This is a genomic window from Pseudomonas citronellolis, from assembly GCF_900112375.1.
GTDB classification, from domain to species: domain Bacteria; phylum Pseudomonadota; class Gammaproteobacteria; order Pseudomonadales; family Pseudomonadaceae; genus Pseudomonas; species Pseudomonas citronellolis.
Genome location: NZ_FOLS01000001.1, coordinates 214,779 through 236,874, shown reverse-complemented (window position 1 = coordinate 236,874; position 22,096 = coordinate 214,779). Strand labels below are relative to the sequence as shown.

Sequence of the window (22,096 nt, the reverse complement as noted above, 5' to 3'; positions counted from 1 at the left end):
GGTCGGCGCGCCGCAGACGGTTTTCCTGGCCTGGCGTTGACCCGCAGCGGGGCGGGCTCGCGCGCTTTCGTCGAAACTGGGACAGTTGTCGAAAACCCGACGGATATAAAAGGCTGGGCTGCCATGGCTGTTGTCGAGAATGCGACGGTTCCTACGGAAAAGGACGAATTGCGCTGGCTGGTGGACAGCCTGGCGCCGATCTTCGATGGGCTGCGGCAACCGGTCACGGTGGTCGATACCCAGGGGCGTTTCGTCTACTACAACCAGGCCAGCGGCCTGCTCGACGGCCTCGACCCGCGGCAGGCGCTGGGCATGCACGTGCTGCAGAGCGCGCCTTGGCTGCAGGCGGAGCAGAGCACCTTGCTGCGTTGCCTGGCCCAGGAGCGGCCATCCATCGATACGCTGCAGGCCTATGTCGGCGCCGGCGGCGAGCTGTTGCAGTACCGGCACCGGGCGATCCCGCTGCACGGCCGCGGCGGCCAGTTGCTCGGGGCGATGGAGGTGGGCGAGGTGGTGGCGGAATGCGCCGCAACGGACGACGAGCCGGACTGCCCGCCGATCCTCAGCGTCACCCCCAGCCTGCAGCGGCAGTTGCAGCGCCTGGACATCTTCGCCGCGACCGACCTGCCGCTGCTGATCCATGGCGAGACCGGCACCGGCAAGGAACTCTTCGCCCGCCGCGCCCACGCCCTCAGCCCGCGGCGCAGTGGCCCGATGATCAGCCTGAACTGCGCGGCCATCCCCGAGACGCTGCTGGAGAGCACCCTGTTCGGCACCACTCGCGGCGCCTTCACCGGCGCCGAGAACCGCAAGGGCATGTTCGCCCTGGCCGAAGGCGGCACACTGTTCCTCGACGAGATCAACTCCATGCCCATGGCCCTGCAGAGCAAGCTGCTGCGCGTGCTGCAGGACGGCAGCTACCTGCCGCTGGGCGGCCTGCGGCCGTTGCGCGCGGACGTGCGCCTGGTCGCCGCGAGCAACCAGGCGCCGCGCCAGGCGATCGCCGAGGGGCGCCTGCGCGAGGATCTCTACTACCGGCTGGAGGTCGGTTGCCTGAGTATTCCGCCGCTGCGCGAACGCCCGGCTGACGTCGAATTGCTGGCCCGGGCCTTCGTGCGCCGCGACGCGCGCAGCCTGAACCCGCGGGTGACGGCCCTGGGGCCGCGGGCGTTGGCGCGCCTGCAGGCCTGCGCCTGGCCGGGCAACGTGCGCCAGCTGGAAAACGTGATCCGCCGCAGCCTGCTGTTGCATGGCCAGGGCGGACCGGTGCTCGACGAAGTGGTCTTCGCCGATGAGGAGCCGCGGGACATGGCGGTGGCCGGAGACGAGCCGCCGGCGCTGGGCCTGCGCGAGAGGCTGGCGGAACAGGAGCGCAAGCTGATAGAAGAGGCCTTGCGCCGGGCGCGGGGCAACCTCTCGCAGGCCGCCGCCAGCCTGCGCATCCCACGGACGACGCTGCTGGGGCGCCTGCAGCGCCTCGCCGTACAGTACCCACCCGCCGGCGACACGCTGGCCTGACAGGAACCCGCCCATGGACTCATCAATGGCCGCGCTCGTCCAAGCCGTGCAGGCCGCCGAACGCATCCTGGTGATCACCGGCGCCGGCCTCTCGGCGGATTCCGGCATGCCCACCTACCGTGGCCTGGGCGGCCTGTACAACGGCGTGACCGAGGAGGGCATCGCCATCGAGGCGGCCATCTCCGGGCCCATGCTGCGGCGTGACCCGGCGCTGTGCTGGAAGTACCTGGCGCAACTCGGCCGGGCCTGCCTCGCGGCAGCGCCCAACGCCGGCCACGAGGCCATCGCCGAACTGCAGCGGCGCAAGCCGGAGTGCTGGGTGCTGACGCAGAACATCGACGGCTTCCACCGCCGCGCCGGTTCGCCGATGGAACGGCTGATCGAGATCCACGGCGAATTGCGGCCGCTGTTCTGCCAGTCCTGCGGGGCCGAGAGCGATGAACTGGAGGAACACCTGCAGCGTCCGCTGCCACCGCAATGCGCGGTCTGTGGCGGTGTGCTGAGGCCGCCGGTGGTGCTGTTCGAGGAGATGTTGCCGGAGGCGGCGATCGACAGCCTCTACGGCGAATTGCGCAAAGGCTTCGAAGTCGTGCTGCTGGTGGGGACCACGGCGAGCTTCCCCTACATCGTCGAGCCGGTGCTGCGCACACGGGCCGCCGGCGGCTTCGTCGCCGAGGTGAATCCGGCGCCGACCGACCTCAGTTCGAGGGGCGATGTAAAAATTGCAGGACGAGCCTTAGACATTCTGCCGCAACTGATAGGTCACATTTCGCGATAAAAAACTTGCATCGGCTCGATCGAGCGGGCAAATTAGCGCGCTAATGGAACTAATGAGACACGGTCGTGCCCATGCTTAGACGCTTCGCACCCCTCGTGCCCATGAGTTTCGTCTTGCTGCTGGCCGCTTGCGCCAGCCATTCGCCAGAGTCCCAGCCGGGTCAACAGCAGGTCGCCGTAGAGCAGGCCACCCGCAGCTGGGCTCAGATTGACCACCATCAGGCAACGCTGGCGGATGTAGAAGACGAGGGGGCAGGAAATGATAACGGGAACCCGTCAGGGCGGGTTTCCAGCATTCTGGATCGCGCATTCGAACTGATCGGCACGCCGTATCGCTTCGGGGGCCGTTCGGAGAAAACCGGTTTCGATTGCAGCGGCTTCGTCGGCTACCTGTTCCGCGAAGAGGCTGGGATCAAGCTGCCGCGTTCCACGCGCGAGATGATCACCATGGACGTCCCGCTGGTCTCCAAGGAAGACCTGCAACCGGGCGACCTGATCTTCTTCAACAACCGTGGTCGCGGACGTGTGAGCCACGCCGGCATCTATATTGGCGATGGCCAGTTCATCCACTCCGCCAGCCGCCGTGGCGGTGGTGTACGGGTGGACAACCTGGACGACAGCTACTGGCGCCTGAGCTACATGGAAGCCAAGCGCGTCCTGGAGCCGGGTTACCAGGCACAACAGACGGTAACGCGCTAATCTTAAAGTTTTACTTTAAGTATTGCGCTTAAGCGTTTGACGGTGCAAAGTGATGGCATTCCTGAACAGGGGATGCCATCACATGCATACCTCCCTCCGAATCATCACCCTCGCACTCGTTTCCCTGCTGGCCGCCTGCGCTAGCCATACACCGCCCGCGCCGCCGCCGGTGGTCTACGCGCCCTCGAACAACTTCAGCGATTCCCAGGCTGCGGACGACGTGCTGATCCGCGCCATCGGCCTGGTGGGTACTCCCTATCGCTGGGGTGGCAATACCCCTGATGGCGGTTTCGACTGCAGCGGCCTGATCGGCTACGTCTACCGCGATGCCACCGGCCTGCAACTGCCGCGCTCCACCCGCGAGATGATCGGCATGCGCGTCCCAGCGATCGGCCGCGAGGGCCTGCAGAGCGGCGACCTGGTGTTCTTCGCCACCAACGGTGGACGCAACGTCAGCCATGCGGGTATCTATGTCGGCGAGGGGCGCTTCGTGCATGCGCCCAGAACGGGCGGGACCGTACGCCTGGACAGCCTCGACAGCCCCTACTGGCAGCGGGCCTTCCTGGAAGCCAAGCGCGTCCTCGCGGTACAGAGCCTCGCCCTCCACCCCTGATCTTCAGGAGGGCCCATGACCACCCGTACGCTCAACCTCGATGACGCGCTCTACCAATACCTGCTCGACACCTCCCTGCGCGACACCCCGCTGAAGGCGCGCCTGCGCGAGGAAACCGCCGCCCTGCCCATGGCGCGCTGGCAGATCGCCCCCGAACAAGGCCAGTTCCTCGCCCTGCTGGTCAAGCTGACCGGCGCCCGGCGCATCCTCGAAGTGGGCACCTTCACTGGCTACAGCGCCCTGTGCATGGCCGAGGCGCTGCCCGAAGACGGCCACATCCTCTGCTGCGACCTCCCTGGCGACTACAACGCCACGGCGCAGTCCTACTGGCGCGAAGCCGGCGTCGAAACCCGCATCGAACTGCGCCTGGGTCCCGCGCTGGACACCCTGGCTGGCCTGGAAAGGGAAGGCCAGGCGGGCAGCTTCGACATCGCCTTCATCGACGCCGACAAGGCCAACTACCCACGCTACCTGGAACACGCCCTGACCCTGCTGCGCCAGGGCGGCCTGGCGATCTTCGACAACGTGCTGTGGAGTGGCCGGGTACTCGAAACCAACCCGCAAAGCGCTGACACCCGCGCCATCCAGCAATTGAACCTGGCGCTGAAAAGCGACGCGCGGGTGGACTATTCGCTGCTGCCGCTGGGCGACGGCATGGGGCTGTGTCGCAAGCGCTGAATTGGTGCTGAGAGGGCGTCTATTTTTCCGACAGTGCCATCGTTGCCTGCAGATAGTGCCTGGGTTAGATTCCTACCCTATCGGGCCGATAGCTCAGCTGGGAGAGCGCCGCGTTCGCAATGCGGAGGTCGGGAGTTCGATCCTCCTTCGGTCCACCAGCTATTAGAGAACCCAGCCATTCGGCTGGGTTTTTTATGCCTTACATGGGCGCTGCTTTATATATATAAAATATTTTTATGTTTACTTTTGAGGGTTATGGATTGAAGGCGCTCGTAGGGCAAAGAAGCGATTTATTTAGGCAATTTACGTGGAGTGGGGCGATATCTCTGCTCTTTGTCTTGGTGGCTTTCTTGTGGTTTGGTCATCGGGGCTTGAATCTGTGGGATGAGGGTTTCCTGTGGTATGGCGTTCAGCGGACTATGTTGGGCGAGGTACCGCTCAAGGACTTTATGTCATATGATCCGGGGCGTTATTACTGGTCGGCGGCGGTGATGTCCATGATGGGGGGGGATGGAATAGTCTTTCTTCGTGTGGCAGTTTCTATTTTTCAATTTTTTGGGCTGTTCTGTGGGGTATATCTAATCGCTCGGTCTCGTCCCCGCTTGAGGAGCGTAGATGGGGTCGTTCTCCTGTTTGCTGCAGCTGTTTTTGTGCTTTGGATGTTTCCGCGTCATAAGTTGTTTGATATTTCCATTTCGATATTTCTGGTCGGGATATTGGCATGTCTTGCGGGCTCCAGAACTCCTCGTCACTATTTTGGGGCGGGAGTTGGGATCGGATTGATTGCTTTTTTAGGGCGTAACCACGGAGTGTATGGGGCTGTGGCGAGCGTGGCTGTAATGGCTTGGTTATTGATTGGGGAGGGGGCGAGAGAGGCTGCAGTAAAGAAAATTTCTTCTTGGTGTGTAGGCGTTGTGGTGGGATACGCTCCTATGCTTTTCTTGATTCTCTTTGTTCCTGGTTTTGAGGATGCATTTTTAAATGGAGTGAAATTTCAGATTTCCCGAGGCTCAACGAACCTCCCTCTCCCTATTCCCTGGCCATGGCTTGTTGATTTTTCCACGTCATTTTGGCTGGACAGCCTGCGAGCATTTTTGGTTGGTGTTCTTTTTGTTTCTTTATTGATATTTGGGGGCCTTTCTCTTCTGTGGGTTTTTTTTGAAAGGCTGAGAGGTAGGGCCGTTCCGCCGGTTTTTGTAGGTGCTGCTTTCTTGTCGCTACCTTACGCGCACTATGCTTATTCACGTGCGGATGTAGGTCATCTTTCTCAAGGGATTTTTCCTCTGCTTATAGGTTGCTTACTCCTGATCTTCCGACAGAATGGGAAGAGGAGGGGGCTTTTGCTATTGGGGCTATTGGCGATTAGCCTAATCGGTGTCGGAGCCAATCAGCCAGGTTGGAACTGTAGTGGAGATAACCGATGCGACAAGCTAGTGGTAGCTGGCGATCAGTTGGAAGTGGACTCTGCGACTGCAAAAAATGTCCAGTTCATATTGGATCTTGCTGAAAAATATTCAGGAGAGCATCACGCATTTATAGCGACCCCGTATTGGCCGGGTGCCTATGCGCTGCTTGGTGTCAAGTCTCCACTTTGGGCGAACTATGCCCTGTGGTCGCGTGGGATCGCTTTTGAGCAAGAGGAAGTTGAGCGAATCAAAGCGGCGAACCCAGGTGTGATAATTGTTGTCGACCTTCCTCTGGATGGTCGTGAGGAGCTGAGGTTTAGAAATACTAATCCGCATATATATGAATATGTAGTGGAAAATTTCCGTGCTTTACCTGACTCCGATGCTCGTTGTCCGTCTTGTCGTGTGTTCGTAGCTAAGGATTTTCCTGGCGAGGATTGATATGTTTTTGTTTCATGCCCTGCGAGGAGCATTTGAGAGGTTTAAAAGTGAATGACTTTGTCGCGTATAGTGTCGTTGTTCCAGTTTATGGTTCGGAGCTTATCCTTCGCGAACTTCATGAGCGCCTGACAGAGACGTTGAAGACGCAGGGGAAGAGTTATGAGATCGTTTTTGTTGATGACTGTGGGCCCGGGAGTACGTGGGCTATCCTACAGTCGCTTGCCGAAAAGGATTCTCATACTACTGCTATTCAGCTTATGCGCAACTTCGGCCAAGGCAGTGCCACCTTGTGCGGCATGGCTCATTCGCGCGGTCAGGTTGTAGTGACCATTGACGACGATCTACAAAGTGCACCGGAGGATATCCCGCTTTTACTGAGGGGGCTGGAAAGTGATGTAGACGTCGTAATGGGGGTTCCAGCCGAAAAGCAGCATAGTTTGTTTCGGCGCCTGGGGAGCCACCTGGTAAATGAAATGAACGCGCTGTTCCTGGGGAAACCGCGGGATTTGAGGTTTACCAGTTTTCGAGCCATTCGGCGGCCGGTGGTTGATGCTTTGCTTGAGCTACGAGCATTGAATCCTGTGTTAGGCGTTATGCTAAGTTCGGTAACGCGGCGTATCGCCAATGTCACTGTTCCGCATTATCCCCGTCGAGCGGGTAAAAGCGGGTATACCTTGGCGCGCCTGCTGCGGGCCACGATGAGCAACTTCATCGGGCAGTCCGTTCTTCCCCTTCGTCTCCTGGGAGTGATCGGTGGTTTCGGGATCATTTTCAGCGTGCTGTTCTCCGTTTATCTGCTATGCCGGTATTTTCTGGGCGGTATCGCGGTTCCGGGTTGGATGACCACAACCTTGCTGTTGCTGTTCCTCTCCGGTTTCAACTTCTTCGCCTTCGCCGTGATCGGTGAGTATGTTTTACGGATTCTCCAGCGGGTCAATGCCACTCCCCAGTACTTCGTGCGCAGGCAGACGAGCGTTACGGAAGCCGAGTTGCATGGGGGCTATGATGGTGGTAGCCAGCGCTAGGACGGATGGATGAGGGCTTGGAGTGACTAAAAGATTTCTGGTACTGGGAATTGGTGCAGCGCAGGCTGATCTGTTGGCGCGTTTGTCGGGCGAATTTGAAACGCATGCATTGAGCAATACCACGGCTGGCCCAGGTCGAACCCATGCACGGCATTTCGCTCAGGTGGACATTACCGACAGAGGCTCCGTCCTGCGCTATGCCCGCGACCATGCCGTGGATCAGATCTACTCCGTCGGGTCTGATGTCGCAATGCCTACGGTGGGGTACGTGGCGGAGCAACTTCATTTGCCGCGGCTGGCCAGTGAAGAGGTTGCGGTGACCTGTAACAACAAGGGGTTGTTGCGGCATCACTTGCAGGGCTTGCCCGGATCTCTGGAGTTCGAGGTGCTGGAGCATGCGAACCAGGCGACCGACGTGCCCTTGCCAGCGATGCTCAAGCCGGTCGACAGTCAGGGGCAGCGGGGTGTCTGCAGTGTGTCGGCGTACGCGCAGATACCGGCGGCTTTTGCCGCGGCCGTAGGTTTCTCTCGTTCCGGTCGGGTCATAGTCGAGCAGAAAGTCGAGGGGCGGGAGATATCCGTGAATGCCTTCTTCGCCGAGGGTGAGATGGTTTTCTTCCTCCCTTCCGACCGGGAGTCCTGGGCTCAGTTCGATGGTGGCATCATTCGCCGACACATCCTTCCAGCCAGCCTTTCGGACGGGGCGGAGCAGGCGGTTCGTGAACTGGTGCTACAGACAGCGGCACAACTGGGTGTACAGGAAGGACCGCTGTATTTTCAGATCAAGATGAATGGGGACTTCCCCTATTTGATCGAGGTTGCCCCGCGGCTGGATGGCTGCCATCTGTGGCGCCTGATTCTGGCCAGCACCGGTGTCGATCTGCTGGATGGATGCATCAAGCGGTTGCAAGGGCGGACGGTCACCATGCCCGCTACCCTGAGCGTCCGGCCAGCCTATCTGGAGTTCTTTTGTCAGCCGCCCGGCGAGAGCTTCGCCTTGGTCGATGCGCATCCTGATGCCGTTCATGTCGAATTCTATTACGCACCTGGCGAGTACGTTCGTAGCACCAACGGGCTCATGGAAAAGTGCGGCTATCAGATCGTGATGGGAGAGCTTTAGCCCATGAAGCTCGCCATCACCGGGGCTAACGGTTTCGTCGGCAAGCATCTGGTCGAGTTGCTCGGACCACGATACGAAGTATTTGCTTTGTCGCGTACGGTTCCTGACGAGCGATTGCCGGGAGTCACCTATATTGCGACTGACTACTCCCTTGAGTCCCTGCGGCGTCATCTCGCGGGGATGGATGGCTTGGTTCATCTCGCTGCCGCTCGGCCCAAGGGGGATATCGATTCCGATGTTCTGGGTAATGTAAGCCTGGACTACCGGGTGCTGCTCTGTGCTGAACAATGTGCACTCCAACAGGTCGTACTAGCCTCGACACGGGGTGTCTATGGGCGATTGCCCGTGCCGTGGAGCGAGGCTCAAACGCCAGCGCCGGAGTCGCCTTATGCCTTGGCCAAGAGGCACTCAGAACTGACTGCGGATTACTTCATGCAGCGTGGGCTGAATATCGTGACCCTCCGTCTGGCCCAGGTATTCGGACTGGGGGAGTATCCGAGCAGTGCCATCGCCACCTTCATTCGCAAGGCTTATCGTGATGAACCGGTGACCCTGACAGTGACAGGTATTCTTCGGGAATATCTTTATATCAGGGATATAGCTACTGCCATCGAGGCTACGCTGCTTAGATCTGGCAATGGAGTCTTCAATCTGGGCTCGGGAGAGTGCTCATCGTTGGAACAGATCGCGCGGACGATATTCCGGGCATTCGGCCGGGAGTACCGAGTAAGTGAGGCGCAGAGTATGAAGAGCGTACCGGAGCATTCATTGATGGACAGTTCGTGCTTCCGCCGAGAGTTCGATTGGGCCCCTGTATGGACTCTGCAGGCTGCTGCCGAAGACATTGCAATGACGCTGCGCGATGAACGGGAGGCGGCCAGGTATGGATTATCAGGAGATTGACAGCCAGATAGACCCGCTGGCCACAGTGTACTCTGGCGCACGAATCAAGGCGTCTACTTTGGCGGAGCATGTTTCGGTCGGCAACTTCTCTCGTGTCGACTTCAGCCAGTTGGCCAGCCGAGTCAGGATAGAGCGTGCCAATCATCTGCTTCATGCGAGTCTGGGGCGACATTCCTATACCGGCATGAATACGGTGATCATGTATGCCGATATTGGCAGTTTCTGTTCCATCTCATGGAATGCCAGCATTGGTGGCGGCGAGCATGATCATTCACGCATCGTTCAACACTCGTTCTTATATAACGATCATGACCAGCTCCGTCCGTTCTCGGCAGAAATTCCTTATGACCGTTTCGCGTTGCCGTTGAGCATCGGACACGATGTCTGGATAGCCGCGGGTGCAGTGGTCTGTCGCGGAGTACGCATAGGTAACGGCGCTGTCGTTGGAGCCAATGCCGTAGTTACGACTGACGTTGAACCCTATGCCGTGGTGGTCGGGGCTCCGGCCAGGGTGGTGAAGTACCGCTTCCCCGCAGCGATCATCCAGAAGCTGGAAAAGTTGCAGTGGTGGGACTGGTCAGCCGATGACATTCGGCGGCATTTCAATCTGTTGAGTTCGGCACCCGATGCTAACGCACTGGAAGCCCTATTGAACCAAAACTCTCAAAGCTGACGGATTGTCGATGTCTCGTCGTATGTGGCTGGTTGTCTTCCAGGCAAGCTTTTCCGTTGCCGTGGTCGTCTATCTGATTCGTTTTCTCGACTGGTCGGCTGTCGCCTCGCTGCTGCGCGATGGGAGCCTCTATCGCCTTTGGCCTGGACCATTGATTCTTCTCGTGGGGCTGGTCATGGCTGCCAATCGTTGGCGTCTGGTTCTTGCCGCTTTAGGTATCGCCCTGCGATCTTCGAGTGCTCTCTATCTGTATCTGGTGGGCACCTTCTACGGTGTCATGTTGCCCGGTGTGCTGGGTGGCGATGCTGTACGGGTGGCTCTGTGTGCGGCGCGCCAGCGTGGAGCCGTATCCAGGGTTTTGGCTTCGGTGGCCATCGAGCGCGGACTGGGGCTCTGCGGTGTGGCTTTGGTCGGTTCGCTGGGTGTGCTTGTGCTGAATGATGCCCTTCGTCGAAAGCTAGGCTCGGAGGCCCTGTTGATTGCCCCGACGATTGTGGCTTCGCTATTGGTTTTAATCGTGGTGCTGAGCGGTGCCCCACGGTTGTTGAAATGGCTTGGCGGCAGGTTTGTCGGCCAGCGCCTGGACGGATTGGTGGTGCTCTACCAGAAGTTATGGAGTCTCCCGTCTGGGACCTTGTTGTCTACTTTGCTGCTTAGCACTTTGTTCCAGGCCGCAGATATCCTGGTTTTCTATTACTTCGCGCATGTCATGGAACTGGAACTGCCCCTGGCACTCTGCCTGGTAGTCATTCCAATCATCTATCTGTCAACTGTATTACCCATTTCACTGGGGGGCATAGGCGTTCGGGAAGGTGTGATGGTCTGGTTGCTGGGAAGAATCGGTGTGCCAGTCGCGGACGCCGTGCTGCTCGCCTTCCTGATGTATCTCAATCGTGTGGCGCTTGCTCTGGTCGGTGGTGCCGTAGCGGCAGTGCATACCCTGACCAGCGCTGGAAAACGCACGTGAATTCGATATCGGTTTCTGTCCGCTGGGCGCGTATCCTGCCATTGGCATTGCCGTTGCTGCTCTGTGTATTGTTGTTGAGTGCATTGTCGGTATGGGAGCCCTACTGGCAGACCAACGACGATGTAGGCATGGCGATGCGTGTGCAAGGGTTCGGCTCGATTGCCGTGCCTAGCCGCAATCTGATCTTCTCCAATGCCCTATGGGGGGCGTTCATTCAATGCATACCGAGTATCCGTGGACTACTTGGATATTCGTTGGTCACTTATCTGGTTCTGCTGGCAGTTGCGCTAGTGGCCTGCCATTTTCTCATCCGTCGAGGCATGGGCCCCTGGGCCGCCGTGGTTGCGGTATTCAGCGTATTCTTTTACCCGTGCGTCTTCCCACAGTTCACAGTTGTTTCAGGGCTGGCTGGGATGGCCGCTGTGTTGGCGCTGCTGGATTATCGGGAGCGACGTGGCAACGGGGAACTGTTCCTGTGCTTCATTCTGGCCCTGGTGTCCTATCTGATTCGATGGAACGAGTTTCTCTTCATCGTTGCTGTTTCGATACCGCTCTGGTTGTCGCTCCGTATCCTGCGTGATCGGGCGTTTCTCTTGCTGTTCCTTGCAATTACTGCTGCCAGCCTTGCGGCAATCGCTTTCGATCGCGCGTCCTATTCGGATGTCAGTTGGGCGAAGTACAACGCCTTCAATGCCGTAAGGGTGAAGCTTACGGACTATGGCCTGGCGGACTATCTGAAAACCCTTCCCCTGCATTCTTCCAGCGAGTTGAGCGTCAATGACTTCGACCTGTTGAGGAACTGGTTCTTTGTCGATGACAACCTGACGTCTTCGCGGACCATGGAGGCGTTGCGCCAGGCTGTGCCGGGTGAACTCAGCGCGCCGCGTAGCGTTGGGAGAGGGATCGAATCCATCCGTTCTGCTTGGCAGGATCCACGTGCTTTTCCACTTGCGCTGGCAGGGCTGGTCATCGGTGCGCTATTGGGTAGTTTGCGAGTGTGGCTATGCCTTTTTTTATTTTACGCTGGTCTGTTCTATACCGGTTATATAGGTAGGCCAGGTGTCTTCTGGGCTTATTATCCAGCGTTGAGTGCTTGCCTCCTGTGGATGATTGCACAGGCGTCGACGTTGCGAGGTACGCGCCGGTGGCTGGCATATATAGCACTTTGTTCTTTGGCAGCCAGTACCTTTTGGCAAACAGTAAAACAGCATCAGCAGATAGACGGGATGGTCCAGGACATCCGGCGCGACGTCAAAGAGCTGGGTACGGATGTGATCGTAACCTGGGGGGGTTATTTCCCTTATGAATATGTCTACTCGCCGTTTGATCGTAATCTGCACAACGCAGGGTTTCGTTTTTACTCCCTCTCATCCGGAACCTATGCTCCGACTTCGCTGGCCTATCGGCTGGAAAGTGAGAAGCCGGGCTGGTTCGTGCAACGCCTGTTGTCCTCGCAAGGCCTCGACTTCAGTGGCTATGCCGATAGACCGATTCCAGCCCAGGGGGAATATCTTCGCAACTACTGCATGCAACGGCATCAAGGTGAGTTGGAACTCAAGGTTGTGAAGAATCTTGGCAGCATTGTTGTCGTCAATGCCAGATGCATAACCGGAAACAAGGGATAAGCCTGTGTCGAAGAAGCTTCCATTCAATCGCCCGTACATTTCCGGACGAGAACTTTACAATATCGCCAATGCTCATCTTTCCGGGCATCTTTCTGGAGATGGTCAGTACACCAAGTTGTGCCATGCCTGGCTGGAGCGATACACCCGATCGGCCAAGGCGCTCTTGACCCATTCCTGCACTGCGGCCTTGGAAATGGCTGCTCTGTTGCTGAAGATCCAGCCGGGGGATGAAGTCATAATGCCTTCATTCACCTTTGTTTCCACAGCTAATGCCTTTGTCTTGCGCGGAGCAGTGCCGGTCTTCGTGGATATCCGCGAGGATACTCTCAATCTTGATGAGCGCCTCATCGAGTCGGCAATCACTGAACGTACCCGTGCAGTGGTACCGGTCCACTATGCGGGTGTCGCCTGTGAAATGGACAGCATCATGGCCGTCGCGCATAAACGGCAGATCAAGGTCGTGGAAGATGCTGCCCAGGGTGTGATGGCATCTTACAAGGGGCGTGCTCTGGGAAGCATTGGAGACCTTGGGGCATATAGCTTCCATGAGACCAAGAATGTCATCTCCGGAGAGGGCGGGGCATTGCTGGTCAACGAGCCGCTGCTGGTCCAGCGTGCGGAGATCATTCGCGAAAAGGGGACCGACCGCAGTCGCTTTTTCCGAGGCGAAGTGGACAAGTACACCTGGCAGGAAGTGGGGTCCTCATTCCTCCCTGGCGAATTGATAGCGGCATTCCTCTGGGCGCAGCTCGACGAAGCCGAACGCATCACCGAGGAGCGTCTGGCATGCTGGGAGCTGTATCACCAACTGCTCGAGCCGCTGGAGAAGGAAGGCCTCCTGCGTCGCCCCGTGGTGCCTGCCGACTGCCAGCACAACGCCCACATGTACTATGTGCTACTGGATTCCGCTGCAAGTCGGGAGCAACTGCTGGACGATCTGAAGCGACAGGGGATAGGGGCCGTTTTCCATTACGTGCCGCTGCATGCCTCCCCGGCAGGTGAGCGCTACGGTCGAGTTCACGACAGCATGGCGGTGACTGAACGGCAATCCGAGCGCTTGGTACGTTTGCCCTTGTGGCTGGGGATTTCCGAAGCGGAGCAGAACCAGGTCGTCGAACAGATCAAAATCAGCCTTAAGTGCAGTGGTTGATGGACCGAAAAAGGCACGCCGAGGCGTGCCTTTTCGTTGTAGATGGGGATCAGGCAACATCCACCAGAATCACCTCGCTGTCCTCCAGCGCCGTCACCTTCACCACCGCTTCCTCGGCGATGGCCGCGCCGTCGCGGGCTTCCAGGAGCATGCCGTTGACTTCCACCTTGCCAGCCGCCGGCACCAGGTAGGCGCGGCGTTCGTTGCCCAGGGCGTATTCGGCGCTCTGGCCGGCTTTCAGGGTGGCGGCGGCCAGGCGGCCGTCAGCGCGGATGCGCAGGGTGTCTTCGTCGTTTTCATCGCCGCTGGCGAGGATCACGAAGCGGCCGGCGCGGTCGCCTTTGGGGAAGGGCTTGGCGCCCCAGGATGGCGTGCCGCCGCGTTGCGTCGGCAGGATCCAGATCTGGAAGATCCTGGTCACGTCCTGCTCCAGGTTGTATTCGGAGTGGACGATGCCGCTGCCGGCGCTCATCACCTGCACGTCGCCCGCCTCGGTGCGGCCCTTGTTGCCCAGGCTGTCCTGGTGGGTGATCGCACCCTGGCGCACGTAGGTGATGATTTCCATCTCGCGGTGCGGGTGCGGCGGGAAGCCGGTGCCCGGGTCGATCTCGTCGTCGTTCCAGACGCGCAGGTTGCCCCAGTTCATGCGCTCGGGGTCGTAGTACTCGGCGAAGGAGAAGTGGTGCTTGGCGTTGAGCCAGCCGTGGTGGGCGCCGCCGAGCTGGGCGAAGGGTCTGCGTTCGATCATGGGATCAGTCCTCTTGGGGCGCTGGGCCGGCGAGTTGGCCGGCCTGCGCGGTTCATAGAGGCTATGTTGATCCCGATTGAGTCGATATAAAAGCGCAAATATCCGAGCTAATTTATCGAATTTACAGATTTATTCAGATCGCCCCTGATCAGGATTGAGGAACTTGCTGAGGAACTGCCGGGTGCGTTCCTCGCGGGGCTGGGCGAACAGCGTCTTGGCGTCGCCCTGTTCGACGATCACGCCCTTGTCGATGAAGATCGCCCGGTTGGCGACGTCGCGGGCGAAGCTCATCTCGTGGGTGACGATGACCATGGTGCGCTTTTCCTGGGCCAGGCCGCGGATGGTCGCCAGCACTTCGCCCACCAGCTCCGGGTCGAGGGCCGAGGTGGGTTCGTCGAAGAGGATCACGTCCGGCTGCATGGCCAGGGCCCGGGCGATGGCCACGCGTTGCTGCTGGCCGCCGGAGAGGCGCTTGGGATAGGCGTCTTCCTTGCCGGCCAGGCCGACCTTCGCCAGCAATTGGCGGGCGCGTTGCACGGCGCTGTCGCGGGGCTCCTTCTTGACGATCACCGGGCCTTCGATGACGTTTTCCAGCGCGGTGCGGTGGGGGAACAGGTTGAAGTTCTGGAACACGAAGCCGACGTGCTGGCGCAGCTTGCGGATCAGCCCCTGCTGCGGCTTGAGCGGGCGCGAGGCGTCGATCTCGATGTCGCCGACGCGGATGGTCCCGCCGTTGGGGATTTCCAGCAGGTTCAGGCAGCGCAGCAGGGTGGTCTTGCCCGAGCCGCTGGGGCCGATGATCGCCACCACCTCGCCGGCCGCGACGGAGAGGTCGATGCCCTTGAGCACCTCCTGGCCGCGGAACTGCTTGGTGAGCTTGCGTACCTCGATCATGCCTCGTGCTCCCGGTCATGGCGGTTGACCCGCTCTTCCAGGCGGTTCTGCAGGTGCGCCAGGACGCTGGCGAGCACCCAGTAGATGAGCGCGGCGGTGAGGTACATGGTGAACACCTCGAAGGTCCGCGCGGTGATCAGCTGCGCCTGGCGGAACAGCTCCGGCACTTGGATGGTGGCGGCCAGGGCGGTGTCCTTGACCAGCGAGATGAAGCTGTTGCCCAGCGGCGGCAGGGCGGTGCGCGCGGCCTGGGGCAGCACCACCCGGCGCAGCGTCTGGGCGCGCGTCATGCCGATGCTGGAGGCCGCTTCCCACTGGCCGCGGTCGATGGAGCCAATGGCGGCGCGGAGGATCTCGCAGACGTAGGCGGCCATGTTCAGCGAGAAGCCGATCAGCGCCGCCGGCAGCGGGTCAAGCTCCAGGCCCAGCTGCGGCAGGCCGTAGTAGATCATGAACAACTGCACCAGCAGCGGCGTGCCGCGGAAGAAGGACACGTAGATGCGCGCCAGCCAGCTGAACACCGCGTGGCCATACAGCCGCGCCAGGGCGAGGATGAACCCCAGCAGCAGACCGAAGAACATCCCGCCGATGCTGAGGACTACGGTAAAGACCGCGCCCTTGAGCAGGAAGGGCGCGGAATCCAGGGCGAGCTGCAGGCTTTCGTCGATCATTGGGTGACGTCAGCCTGGAACCACTTCTCCGAAAGCTTTTTCAGCGAGCCATCGGCCTTGAACTTCTCGATGGCCTTGTTCAGCGCGCCGAGCAGCTCGGGGTTGCCCTTGCGCAGGGCGATGCCGGCTTCCTGGCGGGCGAAGGGCGCGCCGGTCAGGGCCATGGCGCCCTTGGTCTTGTTGACCATGTCGAAGGCGGCCAGGCGGTCCACCAGGATCACGTCGATGCGCCCGCTGCGCAGGTCCTGGAACTTGGTCGGGTCATCCTCGTAGGTGCGCACGTCGGCCTGCGGCACGTTCTGCTTCAGCCACTGCTCGTAGTTGGTGCCCAGGCCCACGCCAACCTTCACCCCGGCGAGCTTCTCGGGCGTGTCGTACTTGCTTTCGTCGCCCTTGCGCACCAGGGCCTGGATGCCGGAGACGGTGTAGGGCTCGGAGAAGTCGTACTTCTTCTTGCGCTCCTCGGAGATGGTCACCTGGTTGATCACCACGTCCAGGCGCTTGGACTCCAGGGCGGCGAGGATGCCATCCCACTTGGTCGGCTGGAACTTGGCCTTCACCCCCAGCTCCTTGGCCAGCAGCTCGGCGAAGTCCACTTCGAAGCCGGACAGCTTGCCGTTCTCGTCGACGAAGCTGAAGGGCGGGTAGGTGCCTTCCAGGCCGACCTTGATCGCGCCGTTGCCCTGGATCTGTTTGAGCAGGTCCTCGTCGGCCGAGGCCTGCTGGCCGAGGAAGCTGGCGCCGAGGGCCAGGGTCAGGCCGGCGAAGATGAAACCGCGTCGCAGGATGGAGAAGTTCATGGTTGCCCTCGTTCTTGGTGTTTCAAGCAGGTTAGTAGGCTGCGCGACTATAGGGGGTCAATGGTTATGCAATAAAATAATGAAATATCCTGTTCATATAACTTGAATGAATTCACAGCCGCGACGGGTAGGCGAACAGCGCCGGGGCGCCGCCGGTGTGCAGGAACAGCAGCGGGCCTTCGGCGAAGCGGCCGTGGGCCACGCCATCGAGCAGGCCGGCCATGGCCTTGCCGGTGTAGACGGGGTCCAGCAGCAGGCCCTCGGTCGCGGCGAGCAGGCGCACCGCGTCGAGGGTGCCGGCGTTGGGCTCGCCATAGCGCGGGCCGAAGTAGGCGTCCCACAGGTGCACGGCGAAGTGCGCTGCCAGCGGCCGGCCGAGCAGGTCCGCAGTGCGTTGCGCCAGGCCTTCCACCTTGGGCCGCTGGGTGACGTCGGGACGCGAGACGGTGACGCCGATCACCGGGGTTTCCGGCAGCGCCTCGGCCAGCGCCAGGGCCAGCCCGGCATGGGTGCCGGCGCTGCCGGAAGCGAGAACCACGGCGGCGAAGTGCTGGCCGCTGGCGCGTACCTGCTCGGCCAGCTCCAGGCCGGCGCGCACGTAGCCCAGGGCGCCGAGGGCGTTGGAGCCGCCAATGGGCACCAGGTAGGGCTTGCGCCCCTGGGCGCGCAGGCGCTCGCAGGCGTCCTGCAGCAGGGCGTCGGCGTCGTCGAGGTTGGCGACCGCTTCCACCTGGGTGCCGAACAGGTCCAGCAGCAGGCGGTTGCCGTTGCCCAGGTAGTTGGCGTCGTCAGTGCCGATGGGGTTTTCCAGCAGGGCCAGGCAGCCCAGGCCCAGGCGCGCGGCCAGCGCCGCGGTCTGGCGCACGTGGTTGGACTGGATGGCGCCAGCGGTCACCAGCACGTCGGCGCCGGCGGCGAGGGCATCGGCGGCGAGGTACTCCAGCTTGCGCACCTTGTTGCCGCCCATGGCCAGCGGGGTGAGGTCGTCGCGCTTGACGAAGAGTTCCCGGCCCAGCTGCGCCGACAGGCGCTCCAGCTTGTCCAGTGGGGTAGGGGCGCCGACCAGGTCGAGGCGGGGGAAGCGGGCGAGGGATTCGCGCAGGCTGCTCATCGGGGGACCTCGGCGGTATTTGAACGATCCGCCAAGATAGAACGGGGCAGGGGAGCGCGGCAATTCGCCGGCGGGGCTTTTCTTTGCGCCGCGTCTCGACGAGAATTTCACGCCGATTGTTATAAGGTTACATTTTGTTTCCCTGCGCGCCGATGTACCGGCTGGCCTCCTGGCCGCCTCTGGAGTTGTGATGCGAGTCGACCTGGACACCGCGGGCGAGGACCTGCAGGCGCTGCCGCGCTTCCAGCAGGCCGCGGTGCATGCCCGGCGCCTGTTCGCCCTGGCCCTGGGCAGCGGCGTGCTGGCCGTGCTGCTGTTCCTCCTGGCGATTCTCATCGGCCTGTTCGCCGCCCGCTCGCCCTGGCTGCCGCTGTTGTGCAACAACGCCGCGGCCTTGCTGCTACTGGCCGCGGCGGCGCAGTCGGCCTGGCGCGTCGACGCCTGGCGGGCGCGCGCCCTGGGACAGGAGCCTTCGCTGCGCTGGTTCGGCGGGCGTGAGACGGCGGACGAACCGCTAGCCCCCGAGGCGCTGAGCGCCTATGACCGCTTCCTCGACAGCATCGGCCGTGGCATCCGTTCGCTGCTGCGGCGCATCGGCCCGGGCTCGCTCTGGCTGGCGGGGCTCTGCGTCGCCGCGCTGCTGGTGATCCGCGCCGGCTGGAGCCTGGCGCTGCCGGGCGCCGACCTCGGCCAGGCGGCCTATGTTGGCGCCGGCCTGTTGTTGCTGGGCGCCTTCGGCCTGCTGGTGCTGGAGCGCCACTTCGCCGCCAGCGGCGAGGCCCAGTGGCCGGAAGCAGCCGCCCTGGCGCCGCTGCTGCGGCTGGTCATCGCCGTGCAGTTGCTGTCGCTGCCCGGCCTGCTGTTCGCCAGCGCCGACAACCTCTGGCCGGTGCGCCTGCTGGTATTGCTCGGCCTGCTGCCCGCCGCGGTGGCCGTGGAGTTGCTGGCGCGCGCGGTGTTTTCCGCCTTCCTGCCGCAACGCGAGCGCGAGGAGCCGCGCCTGGTCGCCCGCAGCCTGGTGGCCGGGCAACTGCGCTGGCCGCCGCGGCCGCTGCAGTTCCTGCAGGACGAACTGCAGCAGCGCTTCGGCATCGACCTGCGCCAGGTCTGGGCGTTCGCCTTCATGCGTCGCGCCTTCCTGCCGGTGGCCGCGCTGGTGGCGCTGGTCGGCTGGCTGCTCAGCGGCATACACGAGGTGTCCCTGGACGGCCGCGGCGTCTACGAGCGCTTCGGCAAGCCCGAGGCGGTGCTGCAGCCGGGCCTGCATGTTGGCCTGCCCTGGCCGTTCGGGCGGGTGATCGCGGTGGAGAACGGCGTGATCCACGAACTGGCCACCTCCGGCGATTCCGCCGTCGCCGACCCGCCGGGCCCGGCCGATGGCCCCGCGCCGGACAGCGCCAACCGCCTGTGGGACGCCTCCCACCGCAGCGAGAAATCCCAGGTGATCGCCAGCGCCGCCGAGGGCAAGCAGAGCTTCCAGGTGGTCAACATGGACGTGCGCTTCGTCTACCGCATCGGCCTGGACGATGCCGCGGCCCTGGCGGCGACCTACAACAGCGCCGACGTGCCGGCGCTGATCCGCAGCACCGCCAGCCGCGTGCTGGTCCATGACTTCGCCTCGCGCACCCTGGACGGCGTCCTCGGCGGCGAGCGCGAGGCTCTGGCGCAGGACATCGGCAAGGCCGTGCAGGCCGACCTCGACGAGCTGCACAGCGGCGTGGAAATCCTCGCCACCGTGGTCGAGGCCATCCACCCGCCGGCCGGCGCGGCGAACGCCTACCATGGTGTGCAGGCGGCGCAGATCACCGCCCAGGCGCTGATCGCCCGCGAGCGCGGCAAGGCCGCCGAGCAGGGCAACGAGGCCCGCCTGGCCGCCAGCCAGGCGGTGGACAAGGCCAATGCCGACGCCCGCGAGACGCTGGCCGCGGCGCGGGCCGCCGACCTGCGCTTCGGCGCCGAGCGCAAGGCCTGGCAGGACGCCGGCCAGTCGTTCCTGCTGGAACAGTATTTCGCCCGCCTGGGCCAGGGCCTGGGCAATGCCAACGCCCTGGTCATCGACCATCGACTGGGCGCCGGCGATGCGCCGACCCTCGACCTGCGCGGCTATTTCACCGCGCCCTTCGATCCGGCGCGCAAGCCGGCCAAACAGGAGCTCGCCCCTTGAGTTCGTCGCACAGCCACGATCACGCGCACCACGACCACGACCATGAGCACGGCCACTACCATCACGAGCATGAGCACGGCGGCGCCGGGCCCTTGCCCTGGCGGCGCCTCGGCCTGGCCGCGCTGCTGGTGCTGTTCGCCGCCGCCACCGCCTGCCTGGTGCAGGTGCGCTCCGGCGAGGCAACCGTGGTCACCCGTTTCGGCAACCCGGTGCGCGTGCTGCTGCAGCCGGGACTGGCCTGGCGCCTGCCGGTGCCGTTCGAGGCGGCCATCCCGGTGGACCTGCGCCTGCGCACTACCTCCAGCGGCCTGCAGGACGTTGGCACCCGCGACGGCCTGCGCATCATCGTCCAGGCCTACGTGGCCTGGCAGGTGCAGCCCGACGCGGACGACGTGCAGCGCTTCATGCGCGCGGTGCAGAACCAGCCCGACGAGGCGGCGCGGCAGATCCGCACCTTCGTCGGCTCGGCCCTGGAAACCACCGCCAGCGGCTTCGACCTGGCCGACCTGGTGAACACCGACGGCAGCAAGGTGCGCATCGCCGATTTCGAACAGCGCCTGCGCGGGCAGATCGACAAGACCCTGCGCGACACCTACGGCGTGCGTGTGCTGCAGGTGGGCATCGAACGCCTGACGCTGCCCTCGGTGACCCTCGGCGCCACCGTCGACCGCATGCGCGCCGAGCGCGAGACCATCGCCACCGAGCGCACCGCCGAGGGCAAGCGCAAGGCCGCCGAGATCCGCTCCGCCGCCGAGCGCGACGCGCGCATCCTGCAGGCCGACGCCACGGTCAAGGCCGCCGACATCGAGGCGCAGTCCCGCGTCGAGGCGGCGGACATCTACGCCAAGGCCTACGCCGGCTCGCCCGAGCTGTACAACCTGCTGCGCTCGCTGGATACCCTGGGCACCATCGTCAACTCCGGCACCCGCCTGGTCCTGCGCACCGACGCCGCGCCCTTCCGCGTGCTGGTCGACGGCCCGCCGCAACTGCCGGCGCCCAAGGCGGGCGCGCAGCATGAGTGAGCGCGAGCAGGGCGGCAGCCCCTGGCTGCAGGCCGGGCGCCTGGCGTTCGTCGCGCTCTATGGTGTGACGCTGCTGGCGGCGCTCGGCTGGGCGCTGTCCAACGTCCGCGAGATCGGTCCGGACAGCCGCGCCGTGGTGCTGCGCATGGGCGCCCTGCAGCGCATCGCCAACCCCGGCCTGCTGCTGGCCTGGCCGCGGCCCTTCGAGCAGGTGGTGCTGCTGCCGGCGGCCGAGCGCGTCATCGAGCGCCGGGTGGAAACCCTGCTGCGCTCGGCCCAGGCGCAGAAGGCCGACCTCGACGTCAGCCTGGTCAACGACGCCACGGCCGGCTCCGGCTACCTGCTGACCGGCGACGCCGGCGTCGTGCAGCTGGACGTGCGGGTGTTCTACAAGGTGGTCGACCCCTACGCCTACGTGCTCCAGGGCGAGCACGTGCTGCCGGCGCTCGACCGCCTGGTGGCGCGCAACGCCGTGAGCGTGTGCGCGGCCCGCGACCTGGACACCATCCTGGTCGCCCGCCCCGAACTGGTCGGCAGCGACAGCGCCGTGGCCGAGCGCCGCGAGCGCCTGCGCGGCGACCTGCAGCAGGGCGTCAACCAGAGCCTGGCGGCATTGGCCGCCGCCGGCAGCGGGCTGGGCATCGAGATCGAGCGGGTGGACGTGCAGTCCTCGCTGCCGCGCGAGGCGGTGAGTGCCTTCAACGCCGTGCTCACCGCCAGCCAGTTGGCCGAGCAGAACGTCGCCAGCGCGCAGAACGACGCCGCGCGGCAGACCCAGGCGGCCACCCAGGCCGCCGACCGCACCCAGCAGGTGGCCCGCGCCCAGGCCGGCGAGCGCCTGGCCAAGGCCCATGCCGACACCGCGACCATCACCAGCCTGGCCGCCAGCCAGGACCCCGGCCTGCTGCTGCGCCTGTATCGCGAGCGGGTGCCCGGCATCCTCGGCAAGGCCGGCGCGGTCACCACCGTCGACCCCCGCGACGCCGGCCGCTTGATCCTCCAGGGGCCGCAGCCGTGAAGCAATGGGCGGACAGATGTCACACGGACGCGCTAGGCTCGCCGAGGGCCGCAGGCCCGACACCCACATTCCG

General features: G+C 62.9%; 21 protein-coding genes and 1 tRNA gene. 17 read left to right on the top strand and 5 right to left on the bottom strand.

The features are described from left to right. Window positions 1-123 precede the first annotated feature (123 nt). From BM060_RS01080 to rffA, 14 genes are all read left to right on the top strand, one after another. Entirely contained in the window at window positions 124-1,518 is a 1,395-nt protein-coding gene (locus tag BM060_RS01080) for a sigma-54 interaction domain-containing protein (protein WP_074976502.1), read from the top strand. Between the two features lie 13 nt (window positions 1,519-1,531). Next, a complete protein-coding gene (locus BM060_RS01075; RefSeq protein ID WP_074976500.1) occupies window positions 1,532-2,296 on the top strand; it encodes an NAD-dependent deacylase in 765 nt (254 codons plus the stop codon). 65 nt (window positions 2,297-2,361) lie between these two features. Further along, window positions 2,362-2,994, top strand: a complete 633-nt coding sequence (locus BM060_RS01070) for a C40 family peptidase (protein ID WP_089391873.1) — start codon at window positions 2,362-2,364, stop codon at window positions 2,992-2,994. An 82-nt stretch (window positions 2,995-3,076) separates the two neighbouring features. Then, complete coding sequence (locus BM060_RS01065) at window positions 3,077-3,607, top strand: C40 family peptidase (protein WP_074976498.1); 531 nt, start codon at window positions 3,077-3,079, stop codon at window positions 3,605-3,607. 15 nt (window positions 3,608-3,622) lie between these two features. Further along, window positions 3,623-4,285: a class I SAM-dependent methyltransferase gene (locus BM060_RS01060; protein WP_074976496.1), complete on the top strand. Its 663-nt coding sequence runs from the start codon at window positions 3,623-3,625 to the stop codon at window positions 4,283-4,285. An 82-nt stretch (window positions 4,286-4,367) separates the two neighbouring features. Then, a tRNA-Ala gene (locus BM060_RS01055) sits at window positions 4,368-4,443 on the top strand. 78 nt (window positions 4,444-4,521) lie between these two features. Beyond that, window positions 4,522-6,132 (top strand): hypothetical protein, encoded by a 1,611-nt coding sequence (locus BM060_RS01050; RefSeq protein ID WP_245322965.1) that lies wholly within the window; start codon window positions 4,522-4,524, stop codon window positions 6,130-6,132. Between the two features lie 47 nt (window positions 6,133-6,179). Then, window positions 6,180-7,157 (top strand): glycosyltransferase family 2 protein, encoded by a 978-nt coding sequence (locus tag BM060_RS01045; RefSeq protein WP_159458804.1) that lies wholly within the window; start codon window positions 6,180-6,182, stop codon window positions 7,155-7,157. Between the two features lie 22 nt (window positions 7,158-7,179). Beyond that, window positions 7,180-8,277: an ATP-grasp domain-containing protein gene (locus BM060_RS01040; RefSeq protein ID WP_135499863.1), complete on the top strand. Its 1,098-nt coding sequence runs from the start codon at window positions 7,180-7,182 to the stop codon at window positions 8,275-8,277. A gap of 3 nt (window positions 8,278-8,280) precedes the next feature. Continuing rightward, entirely contained in the window at window positions 8,281-9,180 is a 900-nt protein-coding gene (locus BM060_RS01035; protein WP_074976490.1) for an NAD-dependent epimerase/dehydratase family protein, read from the top strand. Continuing rightward, window positions 9,161-9,853 (top strand): CatB-related O-acetyltransferase, encoded by a 693-nt coding sequence (locus BM060_RS33505; RefSeq protein WP_074976488.1) that lies wholly within the window; start codon window positions 9,161-9,163, stop codon window positions 9,851-9,853. The genes BM060_RS01035 and BM060_RS33505 overlap by 20 nt, the downstream gene beginning before the upstream one ends. A gap of 10 nt (window positions 9,854-9,863) precedes the next feature. Next, a complete protein-coding gene (locus tag BM060_RS01025) occupies window positions 9,864-10,820 on the top strand; it encodes a lysylphosphatidylglycerol synthase transmembrane domain-containing protein (protein WP_083426700.1) in 957 nt (318 codons plus the stop codon). After that, complete coding sequence (locus BM060_RS01020) at window positions 10,817-12,445, top strand: hypothetical protein (protein ID WP_074976483.1); 1,629 nt, start codon at window positions 10,817-10,819, stop codon at window positions 12,443-12,445. Before BM060_RS01025 ends, BM060_RS01020 begins: the two co-directional genes overlap by 4 nt. Window positions 12,446-12,449: 4 nt before the next feature. Continuing rightward, complete coding sequence (gene rffA / locus BM060_RS01015; protein ID WP_074976481.1) at window positions 12,450-13,595, top strand: dTDP-4-amino-4,6-dideoxygalactose transaminase; 1,146 nt, start codon at window positions 12,450-12,452, stop codon at window positions 13,593-13,595. 49 nt (window positions 13,596-13,644) lie between these two features. Here the strand turns inward: rffA and BM060_RS01010 are convergent, their stop codons facing one another. The 5 genes from BM060_RS01010 to BM060_RS00990 form a co-directional block, all read right to left on the bottom strand. Continuing rightward, a complete protein-coding gene (locus tag BM060_RS01010) occupies window positions 13,645-14,343 on the bottom strand; it encodes a pirin family protein (RefSeq protein ID WP_074976479.1) in 699 nt (232 codons plus the stop codon). Window positions 14,344-14,472: 129 nt separating this feature from the next. Continuing rightward, window positions 14,473-15,237, bottom strand: a complete 765-nt coding sequence (tcyN, locus tag BM060_RS01005) for an L-cystine ABC transporter ATP-binding protein TcyN (RefSeq protein ID WP_074976477.1) — start codon at window positions 15,235-15,237, stop codon at window positions 14,473-14,475. Further along, window positions 15,234-15,905 carry a cystine ABC transporter permease gene (tcyL, locus tag BM060_RS01000; RefSeq protein WP_174672424.1) on the bottom strand — a complete coding sequence of 224 codons (672 nt, stop codon included), beginning with the start codon at window positions 15,903-15,905 and terminating at the stop codon, window positions 15,234-15,236. The genes tcyN and tcyL overlap by 4 nt, the downstream gene beginning before the upstream one ends. Beyond that, a complete protein-coding gene (tcyJ, locus tag BM060_RS00995; RefSeq protein WP_074976474.1) occupies window positions 15,905-16,708 on the bottom strand; it encodes a cystine ABC transporter substrate-binding protein in 804 nt (267 codons plus the stop codon). Before tcyJ ends, tcyL begins: the two co-directional genes overlap by 1 nt. Before the next feature lie 112 nt (window positions 16,709-16,820). Further along, the gene (locus BM060_RS00990; RefSeq protein WP_074976472.1) at window positions 16,821-17,819 is read right to left on the bottom strand and encodes a D-cysteine desulfhydrase; all 999 of its coding nucleotides are present in this window, start codon (window positions 17,817-17,819) and stop codon (window positions 16,821-16,823) included. A 190-nt stretch (window positions 17,820-18,009) separates the two neighbouring features. Between BM060_RS00990 and hflK (BM060_RS00985) the strand changes: the two genes are divergently transcribed. Genes hflK (BM060_RS00985) through hflK (BM060_RS00975) form a run of 3 tightly spaced genes read left to right on the top strand, consistent with a single transcriptional unit; the run spans window position 18,010 to window position 22,023 of the window. Beyond that, window positions 18,010-19,983, top strand: coding sequence for a protease modulator HflK (gene hflK, locus BM060_RS00985; protein WP_074976470.1), 1,974 nt, complete (start codon window positions 18,010-18,012; stop codon window positions 19,981-19,983). Then, window positions 19,980-21,005 (top strand): protease modulator HflC, encoded by a 1,026-nt coding sequence (gene hflC, locus BM060_RS00980; protein ID WP_074976467.1) that lies wholly within the window; start codon window positions 19,980-19,982, stop codon window positions 21,003-21,005. The genes hflK (BM060_RS00985) and hflC overlap by 4 nt, the downstream gene beginning before the upstream one ends. Continuing rightward, a complete protein-coding gene (gene hflK / locus BM060_RS00975; protein WP_074976464.1) occupies window positions 20,998-22,023 on the top strand; it encodes a protease modulator HflK in 1,026 nt (341 codons plus the stop codon). Before hflC ends, hflK (BM060_RS00975) begins: the two co-directional genes overlap by 8 nt. The last annotated feature ends 73 nt before the right edge of the window (window positions 22,024-22,096 follow it).

Bases quoted from the DNA above. Each gene is read 5' to 3' on its own strand.
- BM060_RS01080 (WP_074976502.1), top strand. From the start codon at position 124: ATGGCTGTTGTCGAGAATGCGACGGTTCCTACGGAAAAGGACGAATTG.
- BM060_RS01075 (WP_074976500.1), top strand. From the start codon at position 1,532: ATGGACTCATCAATGGCCGCGCTCGTCCAAGCCGTGCAGGCCGCCGAA.
- BM060_RS01065 (WP_074976498.1), top strand. From the start codon at position 3,077: ATGCATACCTCCCTCCGAATCATCACCCTCGCACTCGTTTCCCTGCTG.
- BM060_RS01060 (WP_074976496.1), top strand. From the start codon at position 3,623: ATGACCACCCGTACGCTCAACCTCGATGACGCGCTCTACCAATACCTG.
- BM060_RS01050 (WP_245322965.1), top strand. From the start codon at position 4,522: ATGTTTACTTTTGAGGGTTATGGATTGAAGGCGCTCGTAGGGCAAAGA.
- BM060_RS01035 (WP_074976490.1), top strand. From the start codon at position 8,281: ATGAAGCTCGCCATCACCGGGGCTAACGGTTTCGTCGGCAAGCATCTG.
- BM060_RS33505 (WP_074976488.1), top strand. From the start codon at position 9,161: ATGGATTATCAGGAGATTGACAGCCAGATAGACCCGCTGGCCACAGTG.
- BM060_RS01025 (WP_083426700.1), top strand. From the start codon at position 9,864: ATGTCTCGTCGTATGTGGCTGGTTGTCTTCCAGGCAAGCTTTTCCGTT.
- BM060_RS01010 (WP_074976479.1), bottom strand. From the start codon at position 14,343: ATGATCGAACGCAGACCCTTCGCCCAGCTCGGCGGCGCCCACCACGGC.
- tcyN (WP_074976477.1), bottom strand. From the start codon at position 15,237: ATGATCGAGGTACGCAAGCTCACCAAGCAGTTCCGCGGCCAGGAGGTG.
- tcyJ (WP_074976474.1), bottom strand. From the start codon at position 16,708: ATGAACTTCTCCATCCTGCGACGCGGTTTCATCTTCGCCGGCCTGACC.
- BM060_RS00990 (WP_074976472.1), bottom strand. From the start codon at position 17,819: ATGAGCAGCCTGCGCGAATCCCTCGCCCGCTTCCCCCGCCTCGACCTG.
- hflK (WP_074976470.1), top strand. From the start codon at position 18,010: ATGCGAGTCGACCTGGACACCGCGGGCGAGGACCTGCAGGCGCTGCCG.
- hflK (WP_074976464.1), top strand. From the start codon at position 20,998: ATGAGTGAGCGCGAGCAGGGCGGCAGCCCCTGGCTGCAGGCCGGGCGC.